Annotated in this window: 21 protein-coding genes; 4 read left to right on the forward strand and 17 right to left on the reverse strand. The window is 58.6% G+C overall.

All coding sequences use genetic code 11. The features are described from left to right. Nucleotides 1–15 precede the first annotated feature (15 nt). From HBH25_RS17210 to HBH25_RS17220, 3 genes are read left to right on the forward strand one after another with little or no spacing between them, the layout of a single operon-like run. The gene (locus HBH25_RS17210; RefSeq protein WP_168085172.1) at nucleotides 16–960 is read left to right on the forward strand and encodes an ABC transporter permease; all 945 of its coding nucleotides are present in this window, start codon (nucleotides 16–18) and stop codon (nucleotides 958–960) included. Further along, nucleotides 960–1,844: an ABC transporter permease gene (locus HBH25_RS17215; RefSeq protein ID WP_168085173.1), complete on the forward strand. Its 885-nt coding sequence runs from the start codon at nucleotides 960–962 to the stop codon at nucleotides 1,842–1,844. The genes HBH25_RS17210 and HBH25_RS17215 overlap by 1 nt, the downstream gene beginning before the upstream one ends. Nucleotides 1,845–1,866: 22 nt before the next feature. Next, nucleotides 1,867–3,462, forward strand: coding sequence for a gamma-glutamyltransferase family protein (locus HBH25_RS17220; RefSeq protein WP_168085174.1), 1,596 nt, complete (start codon nucleotides 1,867–1,869; stop codon nucleotides 3,460–3,462). 72 nt (nucleotides 3,463–3,534) lie between these two features. Here the strand turns inward: HBH25_RS17220 and HBH25_RS17225 are convergent, their stop codons facing one another. The 3 genes from HBH25_RS17225 to HBH25_RS17235 form a co-directional block, all read right to left on the reverse strand. Further along, nucleotides 3,535–4,260 carry an NAD-dependent epimerase/dehydratase family protein gene (locus HBH25_RS17225; protein WP_168085175.1) on the reverse strand — a complete coding sequence of 242 codons (726 nt, stop codon included), beginning with the start codon at nucleotides 4,258–4,260 and terminating at the stop codon, nucleotides 3,535–3,537. 206 nt (nucleotides 4,261–4,466) lie between these two features. Continuing rightward, entirely contained in the window at nucleotides 4,467–4,991 is a 525-nt protein-coding gene (locus tag HBH25_RS17230) for a single-stranded DNA-binding protein (protein WP_168085176.1), read from the reverse strand. Between the two features lie 10 nt (nucleotides 4,992–5,001). Beyond that, a complete protein-coding gene (locus HBH25_RS17235; RefSeq protein ID WP_168085177.1) occupies nucleotides 5,002–6,396 on the reverse strand; it encodes an MFS transporter in 1,395 nt (464 codons plus the stop codon). Nucleotides 6,397–6,596: 200 nt separating this feature from the next. Between HBH25_RS17235 and uvrA the strand changes: the two genes are divergently transcribed. After that, nucleotides 6,597–9,434, forward strand: a complete 2,838-nt coding sequence (uvrA, locus tag HBH25_RS17240) for an excinuclease ABC subunit UvrA (protein WP_168085178.1) — start codon at nucleotides 6,597–6,599, stop codon at nucleotides 9,432–9,434. Nucleotides 9,435–9,467: 33 nt separating this feature from the next. Here uvrA and bfr read toward each other — a convergent pair whose 3' ends face one another. The 14 genes from bfr to rpsH all read right to left on the reverse strand — a co-directional run bounded on the left by bfr (nucleotide 9,468) and on the right by rpsH (nucleotide 17,150). Next, nucleotides 9,468–9,938, reverse strand: coding sequence for a bacterioferritin (gene bfr / locus HBH25_RS17245; protein ID WP_168085179.1), 471 nt, complete (start codon nucleotides 9,936–9,938; stop codon nucleotides 9,468–9,470). Between the two features lie 314 nt (nucleotides 9,939–10,252). Further along, entirely contained in the window at nucleotides 10,253–10,639 is a 387-nt protein-coding gene (rplQ, locus tag HBH25_RS17250) for a 50S ribosomal protein L17 (protein WP_168085180.1), read from the reverse strand. 43 nt (nucleotides 10,640–10,682) lie between these two features. Further along, nucleotides 10,683–11,684: a DNA-directed RNA polymerase subunit alpha gene (locus HBH25_RS17255; RefSeq protein ID WP_040261517.1), complete on the reverse strand. Its 1,002-nt coding sequence runs from the start codon at nucleotides 11,682–11,684 to the stop codon at nucleotides 10,683–10,685. Nucleotides 11,685–11,706: 22 nt separating this feature from the next. Then, nucleotides 11,707–12,327, reverse strand: coding sequence for a 30S ribosomal protein S4 (gene rpsD, locus HBH25_RS17260; protein ID WP_168085181.1), 621 nt, complete (start codon nucleotides 12,325–12,327; stop codon nucleotides 11,707–11,709). An 18-nt stretch (nucleotides 12,328–12,345) separates the two neighbouring features. Next, nucleotides 12,346–12,735 (reverse strand): 30S ribosomal protein S11, encoded by a 390-nt coding sequence (gene rpsK, locus HBH25_RS17265; protein WP_002555466.1) that lies wholly within the window; start codon nucleotides 12,733–12,735, stop codon nucleotides 12,346–12,348. Between the two features lie 30 nt (nucleotides 12,736–12,765). Continuing rightward, nucleotides 12,766–13,122 (reverse strand): 30S ribosomal protein S13, encoded by a 357-nt coding sequence (gene rpsM, locus HBH25_RS17270; protein ID WP_168085182.1) that lies wholly within the window; start codon nucleotides 13,120–13,122, stop codon nucleotides 12,766–12,768. Between the two features lie 130 nt (nucleotides 13,123–13,252). Continuing rightward, complete coding sequence (gene rpmJ, locus HBH25_RS17275) at nucleotides 13,253–13,369, reverse strand: 50S ribosomal protein L36 (protein ID WP_002555468.1); 117 nt, start codon at nucleotides 13,367–13,369, stop codon at nucleotides 13,253–13,255. A gap of 28 nt (nucleotides 13,370–13,397) precedes the next feature. Next, nucleotides 13,398–14,732, reverse strand: a complete 1,335-nt coding sequence (secY, locus tag HBH25_RS17280) for a preprotein translocase subunit SecY (protein ID WP_168085183.1) — start codon at nucleotides 14,730–14,732, stop codon at nucleotides 13,398–13,400. After that, entirely contained in the window at nucleotides 14,733–15,167 is a 435-nt protein-coding gene (gene rplO, locus HBH25_RS17285; RefSeq protein ID WP_168085184.1) for a 50S ribosomal protein L15, read from the reverse strand. It abuts the gene before it with no gap. A 3-nt stretch (nucleotides 15,168–15,170) separates the two neighbouring features. Continuing rightward, the gene (gene rpmD / locus HBH25_RS17290) at nucleotides 15,171–15,347 is read right to left on the reverse strand and encodes a 50S ribosomal protein L30 (RefSeq protein WP_168085185.1); all 177 of its coding nucleotides are present in this window, start codon (nucleotides 15,345–15,347) and stop codon (nucleotides 15,171–15,173) included. Continuing rightward, complete coding sequence (gene rpsE / locus HBH25_RS17295) at nucleotides 15,347–15,847, reverse strand: 30S ribosomal protein S5 (RefSeq protein WP_168085186.1); 501 nt, start codon at nucleotides 15,845–15,847, stop codon at nucleotides 15,347–15,349. Before rpsE ends, rpmD begins: the two co-directional genes overlap by 1 nt. 3 nt (nucleotides 15,848–15,850) lie before the next feature. Beyond that, entirely contained in the window at nucleotides 15,851–16,201 is a 351-nt protein-coding gene (rplR, locus tag HBH25_RS17300) for a 50S ribosomal protein L18 (RefSeq protein WP_168085187.1), read from the reverse strand. Between the two features lie 10 nt (nucleotides 16,202–16,211). Continuing rightward, nucleotides 16,212–16,745, reverse strand: a complete 534-nt coding sequence (rplF, locus tag HBH25_RS17305) for a 50S ribosomal protein L6 (protein WP_168085188.1) — start codon at nucleotides 16,743–16,745, stop codon at nucleotides 16,212–16,214. Between the two features lie 12 nt (nucleotides 16,746–16,757). Further along, entirely contained in the window at nucleotides 16,758–17,150 is a 393-nt protein-coding gene (gene rpsH / locus HBH25_RS17310; RefSeq protein WP_168085189.1) for a 30S ribosomal protein S8, read from the reverse strand. Between the last annotated feature and the right edge of the window lie 35 nt (nucleotides 17,151–17,185).

The raw sequence follows: 17,185 nt of genomic DNA on the forward strand, positions 1-17,185 counted from the left end.
CTTCAAGGAGGTGCCATGCTGACGTTTATCTTGCGGCGCTTGCTGAGCGCCATCCCTACGCTGATTCTGGTTTCCCTGTTCGTGTTCACCCTCCAGAAGCTGTTGCCGGGTGACCCAGTGCAGGCCATGGCAGGCGAGGAGCGCGACCCAGCGGTGATGGAGTACCTGCGTGAAAAATATCGCCTGAATGACCCAGTGCCCCTGCAATACCTGCACTGGGTAGGCAACGTGTTGACGGGGGACTTCGGCACTTCGCTGCGCACCGAGCAACCCGTGACTGCGCTGCTGGCCTCCAAGCTGCCGGTGACGATCGAGCTGGCGGTGCTGGCGCTGATCATTGCCTTGGTCATTGGCATTCCCGCCGGGGTGGTATCAGCCGTACGCAAGGGCACAGCAGTGGATTATGGTGCCAACGTGTTCGCGCTATCGGGCATCTCGATTCCTCACTTCTGGCTGGGCATCCTGCTGATTCTGATTTTCGCCGTGAAACTGCAATGGCTACCGGCTTCTGGTTTTGTACCGCTGGGTGAAGACCTGATGCAAAACCTGAAAACCCTGATCCTGCCGGCGTTTGTGCTGGGGGCTGGCCTGGCCGGCGTGCTGATGCGCCACACCCGCAGCGCGATGCTGGAAGTGCTGCGTGCTGATTACGTGCGTACCGCCCGGGCCAAAGGCCTGTTTCCCCGCACGGTGGTGCTCAAGCATGCGTTGCGCAATGCGTTGATGCCGATCGTAACCCTGACCACGCTGCTGTTCGGCGAACTGCTGGGGGGTGCCGTGCTGACCGAGCAAGTGTTCAGCATCCCAGGCTTCGGCAAGATGATTGTCGATGCTGTGTTCAACCGAGATTACGCCGTGGTGCAGGGCGTCGTGCTCTGTGTGGCCATTGGTTTCCTCTTGCTGAACCTGCTGGCCGATGTGCTCTACCGCCTGATCAACCCACGTTTGAGGGCCGCCTGATGACTACGCTGCTGTCGCCTGTTGCCGGTACTTCGGACATCACCCTCATACCACGAGCGCGCTCGCCCTTCGTGCGCAAGTTCCTGGCCAATAAGGGCGCGGTCATTGGCCTGGCGGTGTTGGTGGTGTTTATCCTGGCCGCGCTTCTGGCGCCCTGGATCGCGCCCCATGACCCGCTCAAGGCCAACTTTCTGGCCGTGCGCAAAGCACCGTCATTGGTGTACTGGCTAGGCACCGACGAACTGGGCCGTGACCTGTTCTCGCGCCTGCTGTGGGGTGCCCGCAGCTCGCTGGTGGCTGGTGGCGTATCGGTTGCCATCGCCATGGTGATTGGCGTGCCCCTCGGGCTATTGGCCGGTTACTTCGGTGGCAAGCTGGACGCGGTGATCTCTCGCATCATGGAAGCCTTGCTGTCGTGCCCTTTCCTGGTATTGGCCATTGCCTTGGGCGCGTTCCTGGGGCCGAGCCTGACCAATGCCATGATTGCTATCGGCCTGTCGGCCATGCCTATTTTTTCGCGGCTTACCCGTGGGCAGGTACTGGCTATCCGGCATGAGGACTACCTGGAAGGTGCCCAGGCCATCGGTTTGCCGGACCGCTGGATCATCCTGCGCTACGTACTGCCTAACGTGCTATCACCGCTGGTGGTGCAAGCCACGCTGACCATTGCTTCGGCCATCCTTGCCGAGGCGAGCCTGTCATTTCTTGGGCTTGGCCAGCAGCCGCCCTCGCCGTCCTGGGGCTCGATGCTCAACACTGCTAAAAACTTCATGGAGCAGGCACCGTGGATGTCCATCGCCCCCGGTGTGGCGATCTACATCACAGTACTGTGCTTCAACCTGCTAGGCGATGGGCTGCGCGACGCCCTAGACCCAAAAAGCTGATCAACTGCCAAGAGACGACCGCATGTTTGATGATCTGGATTACGCACAACCCTACGCTTCGGCGCGCTCGCCAGTGATGGGCAACAACATGGTGGCCTGCTCCCAGCCACTGGCGGCTCAGGCGGGCCTGGACATGCTGCGCCAGGGCGGCAATGCCGTAGACGCGGCCATTGCCGCCGCCATGGTGCTGACGGTGGTGGAGCCCACCGGCTGCGGCATTGGCAGCGATGCGTTTGCCATTGTATGGGACGGCACGCACCTGCAAGGCCTGAATGCTTCCGGGCGGGCGCCCCAAGGCTGGACACCGGAGTACTTCAAAGGCCAGGCCCAGATGCCACAGCGTGGCTGGGGGGCGGTCACCGTGCCGGGGGCCGTATCGGCCTGGGTCGCCCTGTCCGAGCGCTATGGCAAGCTGCCCTTCGCCACGCTGGCCAAGCCTGCCATTGGCTATGCCCGTGACGGTTACCAAGTGACCCCGATCATTGCTGAGCTGTGGCGCCGGGGTGCCGAGCTGCTCAAGGACCAGCCAGGGTTTGCCGACTGTTTCTTGCAAGGCGGCAAAGCGCCTAAAGCCGGTGAGAAAGTTACCCTGGCCGACCACGCGGCCACCCTGGAGCAGATTGCTCAAACCCAGGGCGAGGCCTTTTACCGAGGCGAACTGGCCCAGGCCATGATTGCTCATGCCCAAGCCAATGGCAGCGTGATGACCCTGGAGGACCTGGCTGCTCACCGTGTGGACTGGATCGATACCCTGGCTATCCCCTATGCCGGCGCTGTGGTGCATGAACTGCCCCCCAATGGCCAAGGCATCGCCACCCTCGCCGGGCTTGGCATGCTGGAAGCTTTGGGCGTTGGCGAGCACCCGGTAGACAGCGCCGCCACCGTACACCCGGTGCTTGAAGCCATGAAGCTGGCCTTGGCTGACCTCAACGAGCACGTGGCCGAAGACAGCCACATGCGCGTGCGCAGCGAGCACTTGCTCGCCCCTGATTACTTGGCCGAGCGCGCAGCGTTGGTGAACGAGCAGGCGGCCAACCCCGGCCACGGCTCACCTAAACCCGGCGGCACGGTGTACCTGTCCACGGCGGATGAAAGCGGCATGATGGTGTCGTTCATTCAGTCCAACTACATGGGCTTCGGTTCGGGTGTGGTAGTGCCCGGCACCGGCATCAGCCTGCAGAACCGCGGTGCGGGCTTTACCCTGGACCCCAACCACGTGAACACCGTGGCACCCGGCAAGCGCCCTTTCCATACCATCATTCCTGGCTTTGTAATGAACGCCGACGGCACGCCCTTGATGACCTTTGGCTTGATGGGCGGCCCTATGCAGGCCCAAGGGCATTTGCAGATGATGATGCGCATTCTGCGCTACAAGCAGAACCCACAGGCGGCAGCAGACGCACCTCGCTGGAGGATTGAAGCCGGCCTGAAAGTGGCGGTGGAAAAGACGTTCGACCCGGACGTGGTGAAGGCACTGCGTGACAAGGGGCACGACATCGATGTGGAAGAACCCAGCGGTGTATTCGCCTTTGGCGGCGCCCAGATCATTCAGCGTACCGAGCATGGGTACGTGGGCGGCAGTGACCCGCGCAAAGATGGGTTGGTAGCGGCCTATTAGGCAGCACGTGGTGGCAGGCAAGCGGTGCAACCCGAGCGCTTGCCTGGCACTGGCTTGCTGTACGAGTGAGGGTCAAGCGTCTACAGCAGGCGACCATCCAAGCAGGCGTTTGGCTTTCTCATTGCTGACGGCGGGGTTGTCGTTAGTGATATTGAAAATGCCGTGCTGCTCTGATTCCAACGCCAACAGTGCCGCGCGTGCAGCCGCTTGAACGTGCACAGGGCTGGCGCCTGTGGGCTCGTCGGTGCCGGTGCCGGGCCCGTATAGCTGGCCATAACGCAGCACGGTGCCGCGCAGGTTTGGCTCACCCAACACTTGCTGTTCCAGCGCCACTACGCCCCCCACACTGATACCACGGCTGCCTTGGGCTTCAACGTCCAAGGGGTGGGTTTCCAGGTACGGGGTATCACCCGGCTGATAGGCCCAGGCAATGCTTTGCGCGACCAGCCGGCTCACACCCGCGGCCTTGGCTGCAGCCACCAGGTTGCGTGTGCCTTCGGTACGAATACGGGCATTGTTCTCTACGGCTTTAGCCATTAGCTCGGGGCTCAGGCCACGGGGCAGGTCGGTCAGTTGGTGAATCACCGCCCAGGGCTGAAGGCTGACCAACGCCTCCTTCAACCGCTCAGCGTCGTACACATCGACGACTATCGCCTGAGCGCCTGTTGCCTCTATGCCCTTCACTTTATCTGCGTGGCGGGTAGCGCCATACACGCTGTAATCCGCCGCTACCAACAGCTTGAGCAGGGCTTTGCCGATTACACCGGATGCGCCGGCAACGAAAACCTTACGGGGCATGGCACGTATCTCCTTGAAGTGTCATGTGAATGAAGGCGAGGCAATGGTCAGAGCTTATCAAATGCCAATACACACTGATGCCAGACCAAGGTATGGGTACATTCCAGCGTTAGTGAGTAGCCTTGGAATTTTGTAGCCTGAAATAGCACAACCCCCGCAGTGCGGGGGTTGTGGGGATAAACCTTGGAAAGAGTCTCTACGGCTCCTCAGAACGGAATATCGTCATCAAAGCTGTCGAAGTCATTGGACTGCTGCGGCGCAGGCTGCTGCTGTGGCGCGGGGCGCGACTGCTGCTGAGGCTGGCTCTGCGGGCGCGGGGCCTGCTGGCGAGGGGCCTGTGGCGCCTGGTTGTAATTATCACCGCCGCCTTGCTGGTCCTGCCCCTGTGGGCGGCCGCCCAGCAGCTGCATGGTGCCTTGCATGTCCACGATGATTTCCGTGGTGTAGCGCTTGATGCCGTCCTTTTCCCACTCGCGGGTTTGCAGCTTGCCCTCGATGTACACCTGGGAGCCCTTGCGCAGGTAGTTGCCAGCAATTTCCGCCACCTTGCCGAACAGGGACACGCGGTGCCACTCGGTGCGCTCGACCTTCTGGCCGCTCTGCTTGTCGGTCCACTGCTCGCTGGTGGCCAGGCTCACGTTGGTGACGGCGTTGCCGTTGGGCAGGTAGCGAACTTCAGGATCCTGGCCGCACGTACCGACCAATATGACTTTGTTAACCCCGCGGGCCATAAACGTTCTCCTAGGCGTCGCGCGTGCCTGGGCGCTGGTTGACCAGTGCTTCCAGCGTTGCGCGATCCAAAATTTTGGTATCGAGTTTGATGTAGATGGCAGCTTCTTCAGCTACCACAACGGCGTCTGTCACCCCGGGGACGACCATCAGCCGCTCGCCCAGCCCGGCTTCGTTCAGCGACGCTGGCGATAGCGGCAGCCTCAGGCTGGTAACGTAGGGTGGTTCACGCATAGTACCAGCAATGACCGCCCAGATCGCCAGTAATGCGGCACAGCCCAGGAATACTCCGCCCAAGCCCCCGTGCTGGTACATCCACCCGCCGAGAATCCCCCCCAATGCGGCGCCCAGGAACTGGCTGGTGGAGTACACGCCCATGGCCGTGCCCTTTCCGCCAGCAGGCGACACTTTGCTGACCAATGAGGGCAGCGAAGCTTCCAGCAGGTTGAAGGCGGTGAAGAACACCACCGTGCCCACCACCAGCGCCGTAAGGCCCTGGGCGAAAGCCCAGAAGTACAGTTCGGTAAGCGCCAGCACAATGATTGCCCCGAGAAGAACACGCTTCATTTTGCGCTTCTTCTCGCCGTAAATAATGAATGGAATCATTGCAAAGAATGAGATCAGCAAGGCCGTGAGGTACACCCACCAGTGCTGCTCCTTGGGCAGGCCGGCGCGGTCCACGTAGGCCAATGGCAAGGCCACGAAGCTGGACATGAGAATGGCGTGCAGAATGAAAATGCCTGCATCCAGCCGCAGCAAGTCTGGGTGACGCAGCGTAGGGCCCAATGCCTGCTTCGCTACACCGGATTCCCGATGCCGCAGAGCGCGTGTAGATCGTGGTACCACAAAGGCAATGATCACCATGCCCAGCAGTGCCAGGATACCCGTGGCGGCGAACAGCCCCTGAAGGCCGAAGGCACGCGTAAGCAGTGGGCCCACTACCATGGCCACCGCAAAGGACAGGCCAATGCTCATGCCGATCATGGCCATGGCCTTGGTACGGTGCTGCTCACGGGTCAGGTCTGACAGCAAGGCCATCACCGCTGCCGAAATGGCACCGGCCCCTTGAAGCACGCGGCCAAGGATCACACCCCAGATGGTGTCTGCCTGGGCAGCTACGCCACTGCCAATGGCAAAGATCACCAACCCTACATAGATCACCGGCAGGCGGCCTATTCGGTCGGAAATCATGCCAAACGGAATTTGCAGCACGGCTTGGGTCAGCCCATAGGCACCGATAGCCAGCCCTATGAGCGGCAGCGTGGCGCCTTGCAGGCCCATCCCATAGGTAGCCAGCACCGGCAGCACCATGAACATGCCCAGCATGCGAAAGGCGAATACCAGCGCCAGGCCGGCAGCAGCGCGTGTTTCGCCGCTACTCATGCGTTCGCTGTGGAGATCTTGCATGGAATTACCTCGTGTGAACCGGTCGGGATTCTACCAGTCCCATCGAGTAACGGCACATCGAGTGACGCTATGCCACATGAACGGATCTTCATGGCATACGCCAGCAGATCAGCCCTCTGGGCTGCAGGGAGGCCATGACGTGAAGTTTGCCTACCTGTCCCCGTATACTTTCGTGTTTATGCCCGCCGAGCGAGGCCGCCTTGGACAAGATCCTGATTCGTGGGGCGCGTACCCACAACCTGAAAAACATTGACCTGACACTCCCCCGCGACAAACTGATCGTGATCACTGGCCTCTCGGGCTCTGGCAAGTCTTCCCTGGCATTCGATACCTTGTACGCCGAGGGCCAGCGCCGCTATGTGGAGTCGCTGTCGGCCTATGCCCGGCAGTTCCTGTCGATGATGGAAAAGCCAGATGTCGACACGATAGAAGGGCTTTCTCCTGCCATTTCCATCGAGCAGAAGTCCACGTCCCACAACCCACGCTCTACTGTGGGGACGATTACCGAGATCTACGACTACCTGCGCCTGCTGTATGCCCGCGTGGGTACCCCGCGCTGCCCCGACCACGACATCCCACTGGAAGCCCAGACGGTGTCGCAGATGGTTGACCTGGTACTCGCAGAGCCTGAGGGCCGCCGCCTGATGCTGTTGGCGCCTGTGATCCGCGAGCGCAAGGGCGAGCATTTGGGTGTGCTGGAAGAGTTGCGCGCCCAAGGCTTTGTTCGTGCGCGTATCAACGGCAAGCTGCATGAGCTGGACGAAGCCCCGAAGCTGGACAAGCAGAAGAAGCACACCATCGACGTGGTGGTGGACCGTTTCAAGGTTCGAAGCGACCTGCAGCAGCGGCTGGCCGAATCATTCGAAACAGCGCTGAAACTGGCGGATGGCATTGCACTGGTTGCCCCCATGGATGAAGGCGACACAGGTGAAGAGATCATTTTCTCTGCACGCTTCGCCTGCCCCATCTGTGGCCATGCCATCAGCGAGCTGGAACCCAAACTGTTTTCCTTCAACAACCCTGCTGGCGCCTGCCCTACCTGCGACGGCCTGGGTGTGAAGCAGTTCTTCGACGCCAAGCGGCTGGTGAATAGCGACCTTACCTTGGGGGAAGGCGCTATACGCGGTTGGGACCGGCGTAATGTGTACTACTTCCAGATGCTGGGCTCCCTGGCATCTCACTACAAGTTCAGCCTGGAAAAACCCTTTGGTGAACTGTCGGCTGAGAAGCAGAAGTTGCTGCTGTACGGCAGCGGCCGCGAAAACGTGGACTTCCGCTACCTGAACGACCGCGGCGACATCGTGAAACGCTCGCACCCCTTCGAGGGTATTGTGCCGAACCTGGAGCGGCGCTATCGCGAAACCGAGTCTGCCAGCGTACGTGAGGACTTGGCCAAGTACCTGAGTACACAGCCCTGCCCCGAGTGCCGTGGTACGCGCCTGCGCCGGGAATCCCGGCACGTATGGGTCGGTGAAAAAACCCTGCCTGCCGTTACAGGTTTGCCTATTGGCGAAGCCTGGGACTATTTCGGGAGCTTGCAGCTCACAGGCCGAAAGGGTGAGATCGCCGACAAGATTCTCAAGGAGATCCGTGAGCGCTTGCAGTTCCTCGTGAACGTAGGCCTGGACTATCTCACCCTGGACCGCAGCGCTGATACGCTGTCCGGTGGTGAGGCGCAGCGTATTCGTTTAGCCAGCCAGATCGGGGCGGGCCTTGTTGGGGTGATGTATATCCTCGACGAACCGTCCATTGGCTTGCACCAACGGGATAACGACCGCTTGTTGGCCACGCTTAACCACTTGCGAGACATCGGCAATACGGTGATCGTGGTAGAGCACGATGAAGACGCCATCCGCCTGGCAGACTACGTTGTGGACATCGGCCCAGGGGCCGGGGTACACGGTGGCGCTATCGTGGCTGAGGGGACACCCGCCGAGGTAATGGCGCACCCTGACTCGCTCACCGGTGCTTACCTGTCTGGTCGCAAAAAGATCGTCTACCCCGCCAAGCGCACGCCGCGTGACAAAAAACGCTCGCTCAGCATCAAGGGCGCACGCGGCAACAACTTGCGCAATGTGGACCTTGAGATCCCTATTGGCCTGCTGACCTGCGTAACAGGTGTATCGGGCTCGGGCAAATCCACGCTGATCAATAACACCCTGTTCCCACTGAGTGCGACAGCCCTGAATGGGGCGACCACGTTGGAAGCAGCCGCCCACGACAGCATCGACGGGTTGCAGCATTTGGACAAGGTGGTGGATATTGATCAAAGCCCCATCGGCCGCACGCCCCGTTCAAACCCGGCGACCTATACCGGGCTATTTACGCCAATCCGTGAGCTGTTCTCCGGTGTACCTGAAGCCAGGGCTCGGGGCTATGGGCCGGGGCGGTTCTCATTCAACGTGAAAGGTGGCCGCTGCGAAGCGTGCCAGGGCGATGGCTTGATCAAGGTGGAGATGCACTTCCTGCCTGACATCTACGTGCCCTGTGACGTGTGCAAAAGCAAACGCTACAACCGCGAGACCTTGGAGATCCGTTACAAGGGCAAGAGCATCGACGAAGTGCTGCAAATGACCATTGAAGAAGCGCGTACTTTCTTCGATGCCGTACCAGCCCTGGCGCGCAAGCTGCAAACCCTAATGGACGTGGGCCTGTCATACATCAAGCTAGGCCAGTCGGCCACTACACTGTCTGGCGGTGAGGCTCAGCGGGTGAAGCTATCACGCGAGCTGTCCAAGCGTGACACAGGCAAAACCCTGTACATCCTGGACGAGCCTACTACCGGCCTGCACTTTGCCGATATCCAGCAGTTGTTGGACGTGCTGCACCGGTTGCGTGACCACGGCAACACGGTGGTTGTGATCGAACACAACTTGGATGTGATAAAAACAGCGGACTGGCTGGTGGACCTTGGGCCAGAAGGTGGCTCACGAGGGGGGCAGATCATTGCCTGCGGCACGCCGGAACAGGTGACCAAAATGAGCCAATCCTATACCGGCAAATACCTTAAGCCATTGCTGGAGCGGGACAAAGCGTAACCCGATTGGGAAACGGTGCCTGCTCCGTTGGGATCAGGCGCCGATCTGAGATTGCAGGTAATTCTGCAGACCGATGCGCTTGATCAGCCCAAGCTGCTTCTCCAACCAGTAGGTATGGTCTTCTTCGGTATCCGATAGCTGCAGCTTGAGGATATCGCGGCTCACATAGTCTCTATGCTGTTCACACAGCGCGATACCTTTGCAGAGTGCAGCCCGCACTTTGTATTCCAAGCGCAAGTCGCTCTCCAACATTTCAGGTACCGTTGTACCGACGTCCAAGTCGTCAGGGCGCATGCGCGGCGTGCCTTCCAGCATCAAAATGCGGCGCATCAATGCGTCAGCATGGCCTGCTTCTTCTTCCATTTCGTGGTTGATACGCTCGTAGAGCTTGGCAAAACCCCAATCCTCGTACATACGTGAATGGATGAAGTACTGATCGCGCGCAGCAAGTTCGCCGGTCAACAGGGTATTAAGGTAGTCGATAACGTCTGGATGACCTTGCATGGCCTGAATCTCATTGCGCTTGAAAGATGCGTAGTGTGAACCATCGGTATGAATGGGTCGATCACTCAGTGCAAAAAAATCGCGAATCTCGCGAAAAACCAGCTATTAAGGCGCTAAAAACCATTAAATGAGGGCGTTTCGTGTTTTCGTTCCCACTTCCTCTCTGTTTAATGCAATACCGCATGTGGGCTTTTAAAGAAATGCACTCCCTAGGTGATAAGGCGATACGCCACGGCTCACCTGCTAGGGCCCTATTTCGCAGGCAACAAAAAACCGAGCCTAAGCTCGGTTTCCTGTGTTAGCAGAAGCGCGCCTTATTCGGCAGCTTCAACTACGCCGCCGACCGGACGGTCAACCAGCTCAACATAAGCCATCGGCGCATTATCACCAGCGCGGAAGCCGCACTTGAGGATACGCAGGTAGCCACCTGGACGAGCAGCGTAGCGCTTGCCCAGGTCATTGAACAGCTTGCCTACGGCAGACTTCGAACGGGTACGGTCGAAAGCCAGACGACGGTTGGCAACGCTGTCTTCCTTAGCCAGGGTGATCAGCGGCTCGGCAACGCGGCGCAGTTCCTTGGCTTTTGGAAGGGTGGTTTTGATCAGTTCGTGTTCGAACAGCGACACCGCCATGTTTTGGAACATGGCCTTGCGGTGCGCGCTGGTGCGGCTCAGATGACGACCACTTTTACGATGACGCATGGTTCATTCCTTACCGAAACTCTACGTTCGGTGATTACGACGATCAGGCCGTAGCCTTGTCGTCCTTCTTAAGACTTGCCGGCGGCCAGTTATCGAGGCGCATGCCGAGGGACAGACCGCGGGAGGCCAAGACGTCCTTGATTTCGGTCAGGGACTTCTTGCCCAGGTTCGGAGTCTTCAACAGTTCTACTTCGGTGCGCTGGATCAGGTCACCGATGTAGTAAATGTTTTCCGCCTTAAGGCAGTTAGCCGAACGTACAGTCAACTCCAGATCATCAACCGGGCGGAGAAGGATCGGATCGATCTCGTCTTCCTGCTCGATGACGACTGGCTCGCTGTCACCCTTCAGATCCACGAACGCGGCCAGCTGCTGTTGCAGAATGGTCGCGGCACGGCGGATAGCTTCTTCCGGGTCCAGGGTACCGTTGGTTTCCAGGTCGATGACCAGCTTGTCCAGGTTAGTGCGCTGCTCTACACGGGCGTTTTCCACCACGTAGGCGATACGGCGTACTGGGCTGAACGAAGCATCCAGCTGCAAGCGACCAATGCTGCGGCTTTCGTCATCGTCGCTCTGACGCGAGTCAGCCGGCTCGTAACCACGACCACGAGCTACAACGAGCTTCATGTTCAAGGCGCCGTTAGACGCCAGGTTCGCGATCACGTGCTCGGGATTCACGATCTCGACATCATGATCCAGCTGAATATCGGCAGCGGTGACCACCCCCGAACCCTTCTTGGACAAGGTCAGCGTAACTTCGTCACGACCGTGCAGCTTGATGGCCAGACCCTTGAGGTTGAGCAGGATTTCAATGACGTCTTCCTGAACACCTTCAATGGCGCTGTACTCATGGAGTACACCGTCGATCTCGGCTTCTACAACTGCACAGCCAGGCATGGAGGACAACAGGATGCGACGCAGCGCGTTGCCCAGGGTGTGGCCGAAACCACGCTCGAGAGGCTCGAGCGTAATCTTGGCGCGGGTTGGGCTGACGACCTGCACATCAATGTGGCGGGGCGTCAGAAACTCATTTACCGAAATCTGCATGGATGCACCTACTTTCTAGCCCTTACTTGGAGTAGAGCTCGACGATCAGGTTTTCGTTGATGTCGGCGGAGAGGTCGCTGCGAGCCGGAACACTTTTGAAAGTGCCAGACTTCTTCTCAACGTCTACTTCAACCCACTCAACGCGGCCACGCTGGGCACACAACTCAAGGGCTTGAGCGATGCGCAGCTGGTTCTTTGCCTTTTCACGAACTGCAACCACGTCGCCTGCGCGAACCTGGAAGGACGGAACGTTTACTACTTTACCGTTAACGGTGATCGACTTGTGCGATACCAGCTGACGGGATTCAGCACGCGTGGCGCCGTAACCCATACGGTAAACAACGTTGTCCAGACGGCACTCGAGCAGCTGAAGGAGGTTTTCGCCGGTGGCGCCCTTCTGGCTAGCGGCTTGCTTGTAGTAGCCGCTGAACTGACGCTCCAGCACGCCGTAGATACGACGAACTTTTTGTTTCTCACGCAGCTGGGTGCCGTAGTCGGACTGACGGCCACGGCGCTGGCCGTGGATACCTGGGGCTGCTTCGATGTTGCACTTCGATTCCAGAGCGCGGACGCCGCTTTTCAGGAACAGGTCAGTGCCTTCACGACGAGCCAGCTTGCATTTTGGACCAATGTAACGAGCCATTATCTATCGTCTCCTGAATTACACGCGGCGCTTCTTCGGCGGACGGCACCCGTTATGCGGGATTGGCGTCACGTCGGTGATGCTGGCGATCTTGTAGCCACAGCCGTTCAAAGCACGGACAGCGGACTCACGACCTGGACCTGGACCTTTGACGTTTACGTCGAGGTTTTTCAGGCCATATTCCAGCGCAGCTTGACCAGCACGCTCTGCAGCTACCTGAGCCGCGAACGGGGTGGACTTGCGTGAACCGCGGAAACCCGAACCACCGGAGGTAGCCCATGACAGGGCGTTACCTTGACGGTCGGTAATGGTCACGATGGTGTTGTTGAAAGACGCATGGATGTGGGCGATGCCATCAACCACTGTCTTTTTTACTTTTTTACGAGGACGAGCAGCAGGTTTTGCCATGAGTAAATTCCTGTCGATTCGCTGGCGCGATTACTTGCGGATCGGCTTGCGCGGACCCTTACGGGTACGGGCGTTGGTCTTGGTACGCTGACCGCGAACCGGCAGACCGCGGCGATGACGCAGGCCACGGTAGCAGCCCAGGTCCATCAAGCGCTTGATCTTCATGTTGATGTCACGACGCAGGTCACCTTCAGTGGTGAACTTCGCAACTTCGCCACGCAGCAGTTCGATTTGCTCGTCGCTCAGATCCTTGATCTTTGCGGCCGGGTTTACACCGGCATCCGCGCAGATTTTTTGCGCGGTGGTGCGACCGACACCATAGATGTAGGTCAGCGAGATAACAGTATGCTTGTTATCTGGAATGTTGACGCCTGCAATACGGGCCATTCAGTGGGACTCCAATTGACAGCTACCTGCGCCCCGGAAGCCAAGAAATAGGGCGCGAGATGATATCGCTGTAGAAACAATTAATCAACCCGGCAGCACACTAGCTGCCGGGCTTATAGCACATTCACAATCAGCCTTGGCGCTGCTTGTGACGTGGTTCCGCGCTGCAGATCACGCGAACAACACCTTCGCGGCGAATAATCTTGCAGTTGCGGCACAGCTTTTTCACCGATGCACGAACTTTCATCACCAACTCCTCGAACCTTATGGGCGCTTCAGCGCAGCATGTTGCTGCCGCCATAGCCCTTCAGGTTGGCTTTCTTCATCAGGGATTCGTACTGGTGCGAAACGAGGTGAGATTGCACTTGGGCCATAAAGTCCATCACAACCACTACCACAATCAGCAACGAGGTCCCGCCAAGGTAGAACGGTACGTTTGCTGCAACCACCAGGAACTGGGGAAGCAGGCAGACGGCCGTCATGTATAAAGCTCCGAACATCGTCAAGCGGGTCAACACACCATCAATATAGCGTGCAGATTGCTCACCGGGACGGATGCCAGGAATAAAGGCACCGGACTTCTTCAGGTTTTCCGCTACGTCTTTAGGGTTGAACATCAACGCTGTGTAGAAGAAGCAGAAGAAAATGATCCCTGCGGTAAACAGCAAGATGTTCAACGGCTGACCAGGCGCGATCGACTGCGAGACGTCCTGCAGCCAGCCCATACCTTCGGACTGACCGAACCAGGCGCCCAGCGAAGCCGGGAACAGCAGAATGCTGCTAGCGAAAATGGCCGGGATAACCCCCGCCATGTTCACTTTCAACGGCAAGTGGCTCGTTTGGGCAGCAAAAACCTTGCGGCCTTGCTGACGCTTGGCATAGTGCACCGCAATACGGCGCTGACCACGCTCAATGAACACCACGAAACCGATGATCGCGACTGCCAGAAGCCCGATGGCAATCAGGGCAAAAATGTTGATATCACCCATACGTGCAGACTCGAAGGACTGCCCGATTGCCCTCGGAAGACCGGCGACGATACCCGAGAAAATCAACATCGAGATACCGTTGCCGACACCGCGCTCGGTAATCTGCTCGCCCAGCCACATCATGAACATAGCGCCCGCCACGAAGGTGGAAACTGCCACGAAGTAGAAGCTGAAACCTGCGGAAAACGCGACGCCCTGGTTGGCCAGGCCAATGGACATGCCAATGGCCTGGACCAGTGCCAGGGCTACGGTGCCATAGCGGGTGTACTGGCTTATCTTGCGACGGCCAGACTCCCCTTCCTTCTTCAACTGCTCCAGCTGCGGGCTGATCGCTGTCATCAACTGCATGATGATCGATGCCGAAATGTACGGCATGATCCCCAATGCAAAGATGCTCATGCGCTCAAGCGCGCCGCCGGAAAACATGTTGAACAGGCTAAGAATGGTCCCCTCATTCTGTCGGAACAGGTCTGCCAGCCGGTCTGGGTTGATACCTGGCACCGGGATGTGTGCGCCAATCCTGTAGACGATAATCGCCAGAAACAGGAAACGCAGACGGGCCCAGAGTTCGGACAAACCCCCACCTTTGCTGAGCGCTGAGAGAGCACCTTGCTTAGCCATTTATTCCTCGAACTTGCCGCCAGCTGCTTCGATAGCCGCACGCGCACCTTTGGTGGCGGCGATGCCCTTCAGGGTGACCGCACGAGCAACGTCGCCCGACAGCATGATTTTCACACGCTGAACGTTCTGGTTGATCACGTTGGCATCCTTGAGGGATTGCAGAGTGACGACATCGCCTTCCACCTTGGCCAGCTCGGACGTACGCACTTCGGCGCGGTCCATGGCTTTCAGTGAAACAAAGCCGAACTTCGGCAGGCGACGGTGCAGCGGCTGTTGACCGCCTTCGAAACCAGGAGCGATGGTGCCACCGGAACGGGAGGTTTGACCTTTGTGGCCACGGCCACCAGTCTTGCCCAAACCGCTACCGATACCACGACCCGGACGATGCTTCTCGCGACGGGAACCCGGCGCTGGACTCAGATCATTGAGTTTCATCGATTAACCCTCGACGCGCAGCATGTAGTAAGCCTTATTGATCATCCCGCGATTCTCGGGAGTATCCAGGACTTCCACGGTATGACCGATGCGACGCAGGCCCAGACCCTTAACACACAGTTTGTGGTTGGGCAGGCGGCCAGCGGTGCTCTTGATCAGCGTAACTTTTACAGTCGACATTACAGGATCTCCTCGACGGTCTTGCCGCGCTTGGCAGCAATCGAATCAGGGGACTGCATGGCCTTCAGACCGTTGAACGTAGCGTGTACAACGTTCACCGGGTTGGTGGAGCCGTAGCACTTGGCCAGAACGTTCTGAACGCCGGCAACTTCCAGGACAGCACGCATTGCGCCGCCAGCGATGATGCCAGTACCTTCCGAAGCAGGCTGCATGTACACCTTGGACGCGCCATGGGTGGACTTGGCAGCGTACTGCAGGGTGGTGCCGTTCAGGTCTACCTGAATCATGTTGCGGCGAGCGGCTTCCATAGCTTTCTGGATAGCGGCAGGCACTTCGCGGGATTTGCCACGGCCGAAGCCGACACGGCCTTTGCCATCACCTACCACGGTCAACGCGGTGAAGGTGAAGATACGACCGCCTTTTACGGTCTTGGCAACGCGGTTAACCTGAACCAGCTTCTCGATGTAGCCTTCGTCGCGCTTTTGATCGTTATTTGCCATAACTTAGAACTCCAGCCCGCCTTCACGAGCAGCATCAGCCAGCGCCTTGACGCGGCCGTGGTACTTGAAGCCAGAACGGTCGAAAGCCACTTGGGAAACGCCAGCGGCTTTCGCACGCTCAGCGACCAGCTGGCCAACCTTAGTGGCGGCGTCGATGTTGCCAGTGGCGCCATCACGCAGTTCTTTGTCCAAGGTCGAAGCGCTTGCCAGGACCTTGCTGCCGTCGGCCGAAATGACCTGGGCATAAATGTGCTGCGAAGAGCGGTACACGCACAGACGCACGGTTTCGAGCTCGTGCATTTTCAGGCGTGCTTTGCGAGCGCGACGCAGACGAGTAACTTTTTTGTCGGTCATTTGCTAGGCCCTACTTCTTCTTGGCTTCTTTACGGCGGACGACTTCATCCGCGTAACGGACACCCTTGCCTTTGTACGGCTCTGGACGACGGAAGTCGCGGATTTCCGCGGCAACCTGGCCAACGAGCTGCTTATCGATACCTTTGATCACGATATCGGTCTGGCTTGGAGTTTCAGCGGTAACGCCTTGCGGCAGCTGATAATCAACCGGGTGCGAGAAACCGAGTGCCAGGGACAGAATTTCGCCCTTGGCCTGAGCCTTGTAACCTACGCCGACCAGCTGGAGCTTGCGCTCGAAGCCTTGGCTTACGCCCTGCACCATGTTGTTGACCAGAGCACGAGTGGTGCCGGCCATTGCGCGGGTCTGCTGGTCGCCATTGCGGGCGGAGAACTTCAGTTCGCCACCTTCTTCGACTACTTCAACAGAAGCGTGCACATTCAGTTCGAGGGTACCTTTGGCACCTTTGATCGACAGTTGCTGACCAGCGAACTTTACTTCTACGCCGGCAGGCAGCCTGACGGGGTTCTTAGCGACGCGAGACATGCTTATCCCCCCTTAGAACACGGTGCAAAGGACTTCGCCACCGACACCGGCAGCGCGCGCAGCACGATCAGTCATCACACCTTTACTGGTGGAGACGATCGATACGCCGAGGCCGCCACGAACTTTTGGCAGATCATCGACGGATTTGTACTGACGCAGACCGGGACGGCTGACGCGCTTAACTTCTTCGATAACTGGACGGCCTTCGAAGTACTTAAGCTCGATGGACAGTGAAGGCTTGGCTTCACCGGTGACCTGATAACCCGCGATGTAACCTTCGTCTTTAAGAACTTTGGCTACCGCTACCTTCACAGTGGAGGAAGGCATGCTTACGACGGACTTTTCAGCCATCTGGGCATTACGGATGCGAGTTAGCATGTCCGCTAACGGGTCCTGCATACTCATGGGCTAGACGCTCCTGATACAAGAAAACGAGCCTT

It is taken from the genome of Pseudomonas quercus, assembly GCF_012033695.1.
GTDB lineage: Bacteria > Pseudomonadota > Gammaproteobacteria > Pseudomonadales > Pseudomonadaceae > Aquipseudomonas > Aquipseudomonas quercus.

Bases quoted from the DNA above. Each gene is read 5' to 3' on its own strand.
- HBH25_RS17210 (WP_168085172.1), top strand. From the start codon at position 16: ATGCTGACGTTTATCTTGCGGCGCTTGCTGAGCGCCATCCCTACGCTG.
- HBH25_RS17215 (WP_168085173.1), top strand. From the start codon at position 960: ATGACTACGCTGCTGTCGCCTGTTGCCGGTACTTCGGACATCACCCTC.
- HBH25_RS17220 (WP_168085174.1), top strand. From the start codon at position 1,867: ATGTTTGATGATCTGGATTACGCACAACCCTACGCTTCGGCGCGCTCG.
- HBH25_RS17225 (WP_168085175.1), bottom strand. From the start codon at position 4,260: ATGCCCCGTAAGGTTTTCGTTGCCGGCGCATCCGGTGTAATCGGCAAA.
- HBH25_RS17230 (WP_168085176.1), bottom strand. From the start codon at position 4,991: ATGGCCCGCGGGGTTAACAAAGTCATATTGGTCGGTACGTGCGGCCAG.
- HBH25_RS17235 (WP_168085177.1), bottom strand. From the start codon at position 6,396: ATGCAAGATCTCCACAGCGAACGCATGAGTAGCGGCGAAACACGCGCT.
- bfr (WP_168085179.1), bottom strand. From the start codon at position 9,938: ATGCAAGGTCATCCAGACGTTATCGACTACCTTAATACCCTGTTGACC.
- rplQ (WP_168085180.1), bottom strand. From the start codon at position 10,639: ATGCGTCATCGTAAAAGTGGTCGTCATCTGAGCCGCACCAGCGCGCAC.
- HBH25_RS17255 (WP_040261517.1), bottom strand. From the start codon at position 11,684: ATGCAGATTTCGGTAAATGAGTTTCTGACGCCCCGCCACATTGATGTG.
- rpsD (WP_168085181.1), bottom strand. From the start codon at position 12,327: ATGGCTCGTTACATTGGTCCAAAATGCAAGCTGGCTCGTCGTGAAGGC.
- rpsK (WP_002555466.1), bottom strand. From the start codon at position 12,735: ATGGCAAAACCTGCTGCTCGTCCTCGTAAAAAAGTAAAAAAGACAGTG.
- rpsM (WP_168085182.1), bottom strand. From the start codon at position 13,122: ATGGCCCGTATTGCAGGCGTCAACATTCCAGATAACAAGCATACTGTT.
- rpmJ (WP_002555468.1), bottom strand. From the start codon at position 13,369: ATGAAAGTTCGTGCATCGGTGAAAAAGCTGTGCCGCAACTGCAAGATT.
- secY (WP_168085183.1), bottom strand. From the start codon at position 14,732: ATGGCTAAGCAAGGTGCTCTCTCAGCGCTCAGCAAAGGTGGGGGTTTG.
- rplO (WP_168085184.1), bottom strand. From the start codon at position 15,167: ATGAAACTCAATGATCTGAGTCCAGCGCCGGGTTCCCGTCGCGAGAAG.
- rpmD (WP_168085185.1), bottom strand. From the start codon at position 15,347: ATGTCGACTGTAAAAGTTACGCTGATCAAGAGCACCGCTGGCCGCCTG.
- rpsE (WP_168085186.1), bottom strand. From the start codon at position 15,847: ATGGCAAATAACGATCAAAAGCGCGACGAAGGCTACATCGAGAAGCTG.
- rplR (WP_168085187.1), bottom strand. From the start codon at position 16,201: ATGACCGACAAAAAAGTTACTCGTCTGCGTCGCGCTCGCAAAGCACGC.
- rplF (WP_168085188.1), bottom strand. From the start codon at position 16,745: ATGTCTCGCGTCGCTAAGAACCCCGTCAGGCTGCCTGCCGGCGTAGAA.
- rpsH (WP_168085189.1), bottom strand. From the start codon at position 17,150: ATGAGTATGCAGGACCCGTTAGCGGACATGCTAACTCGCATCCGTAAT.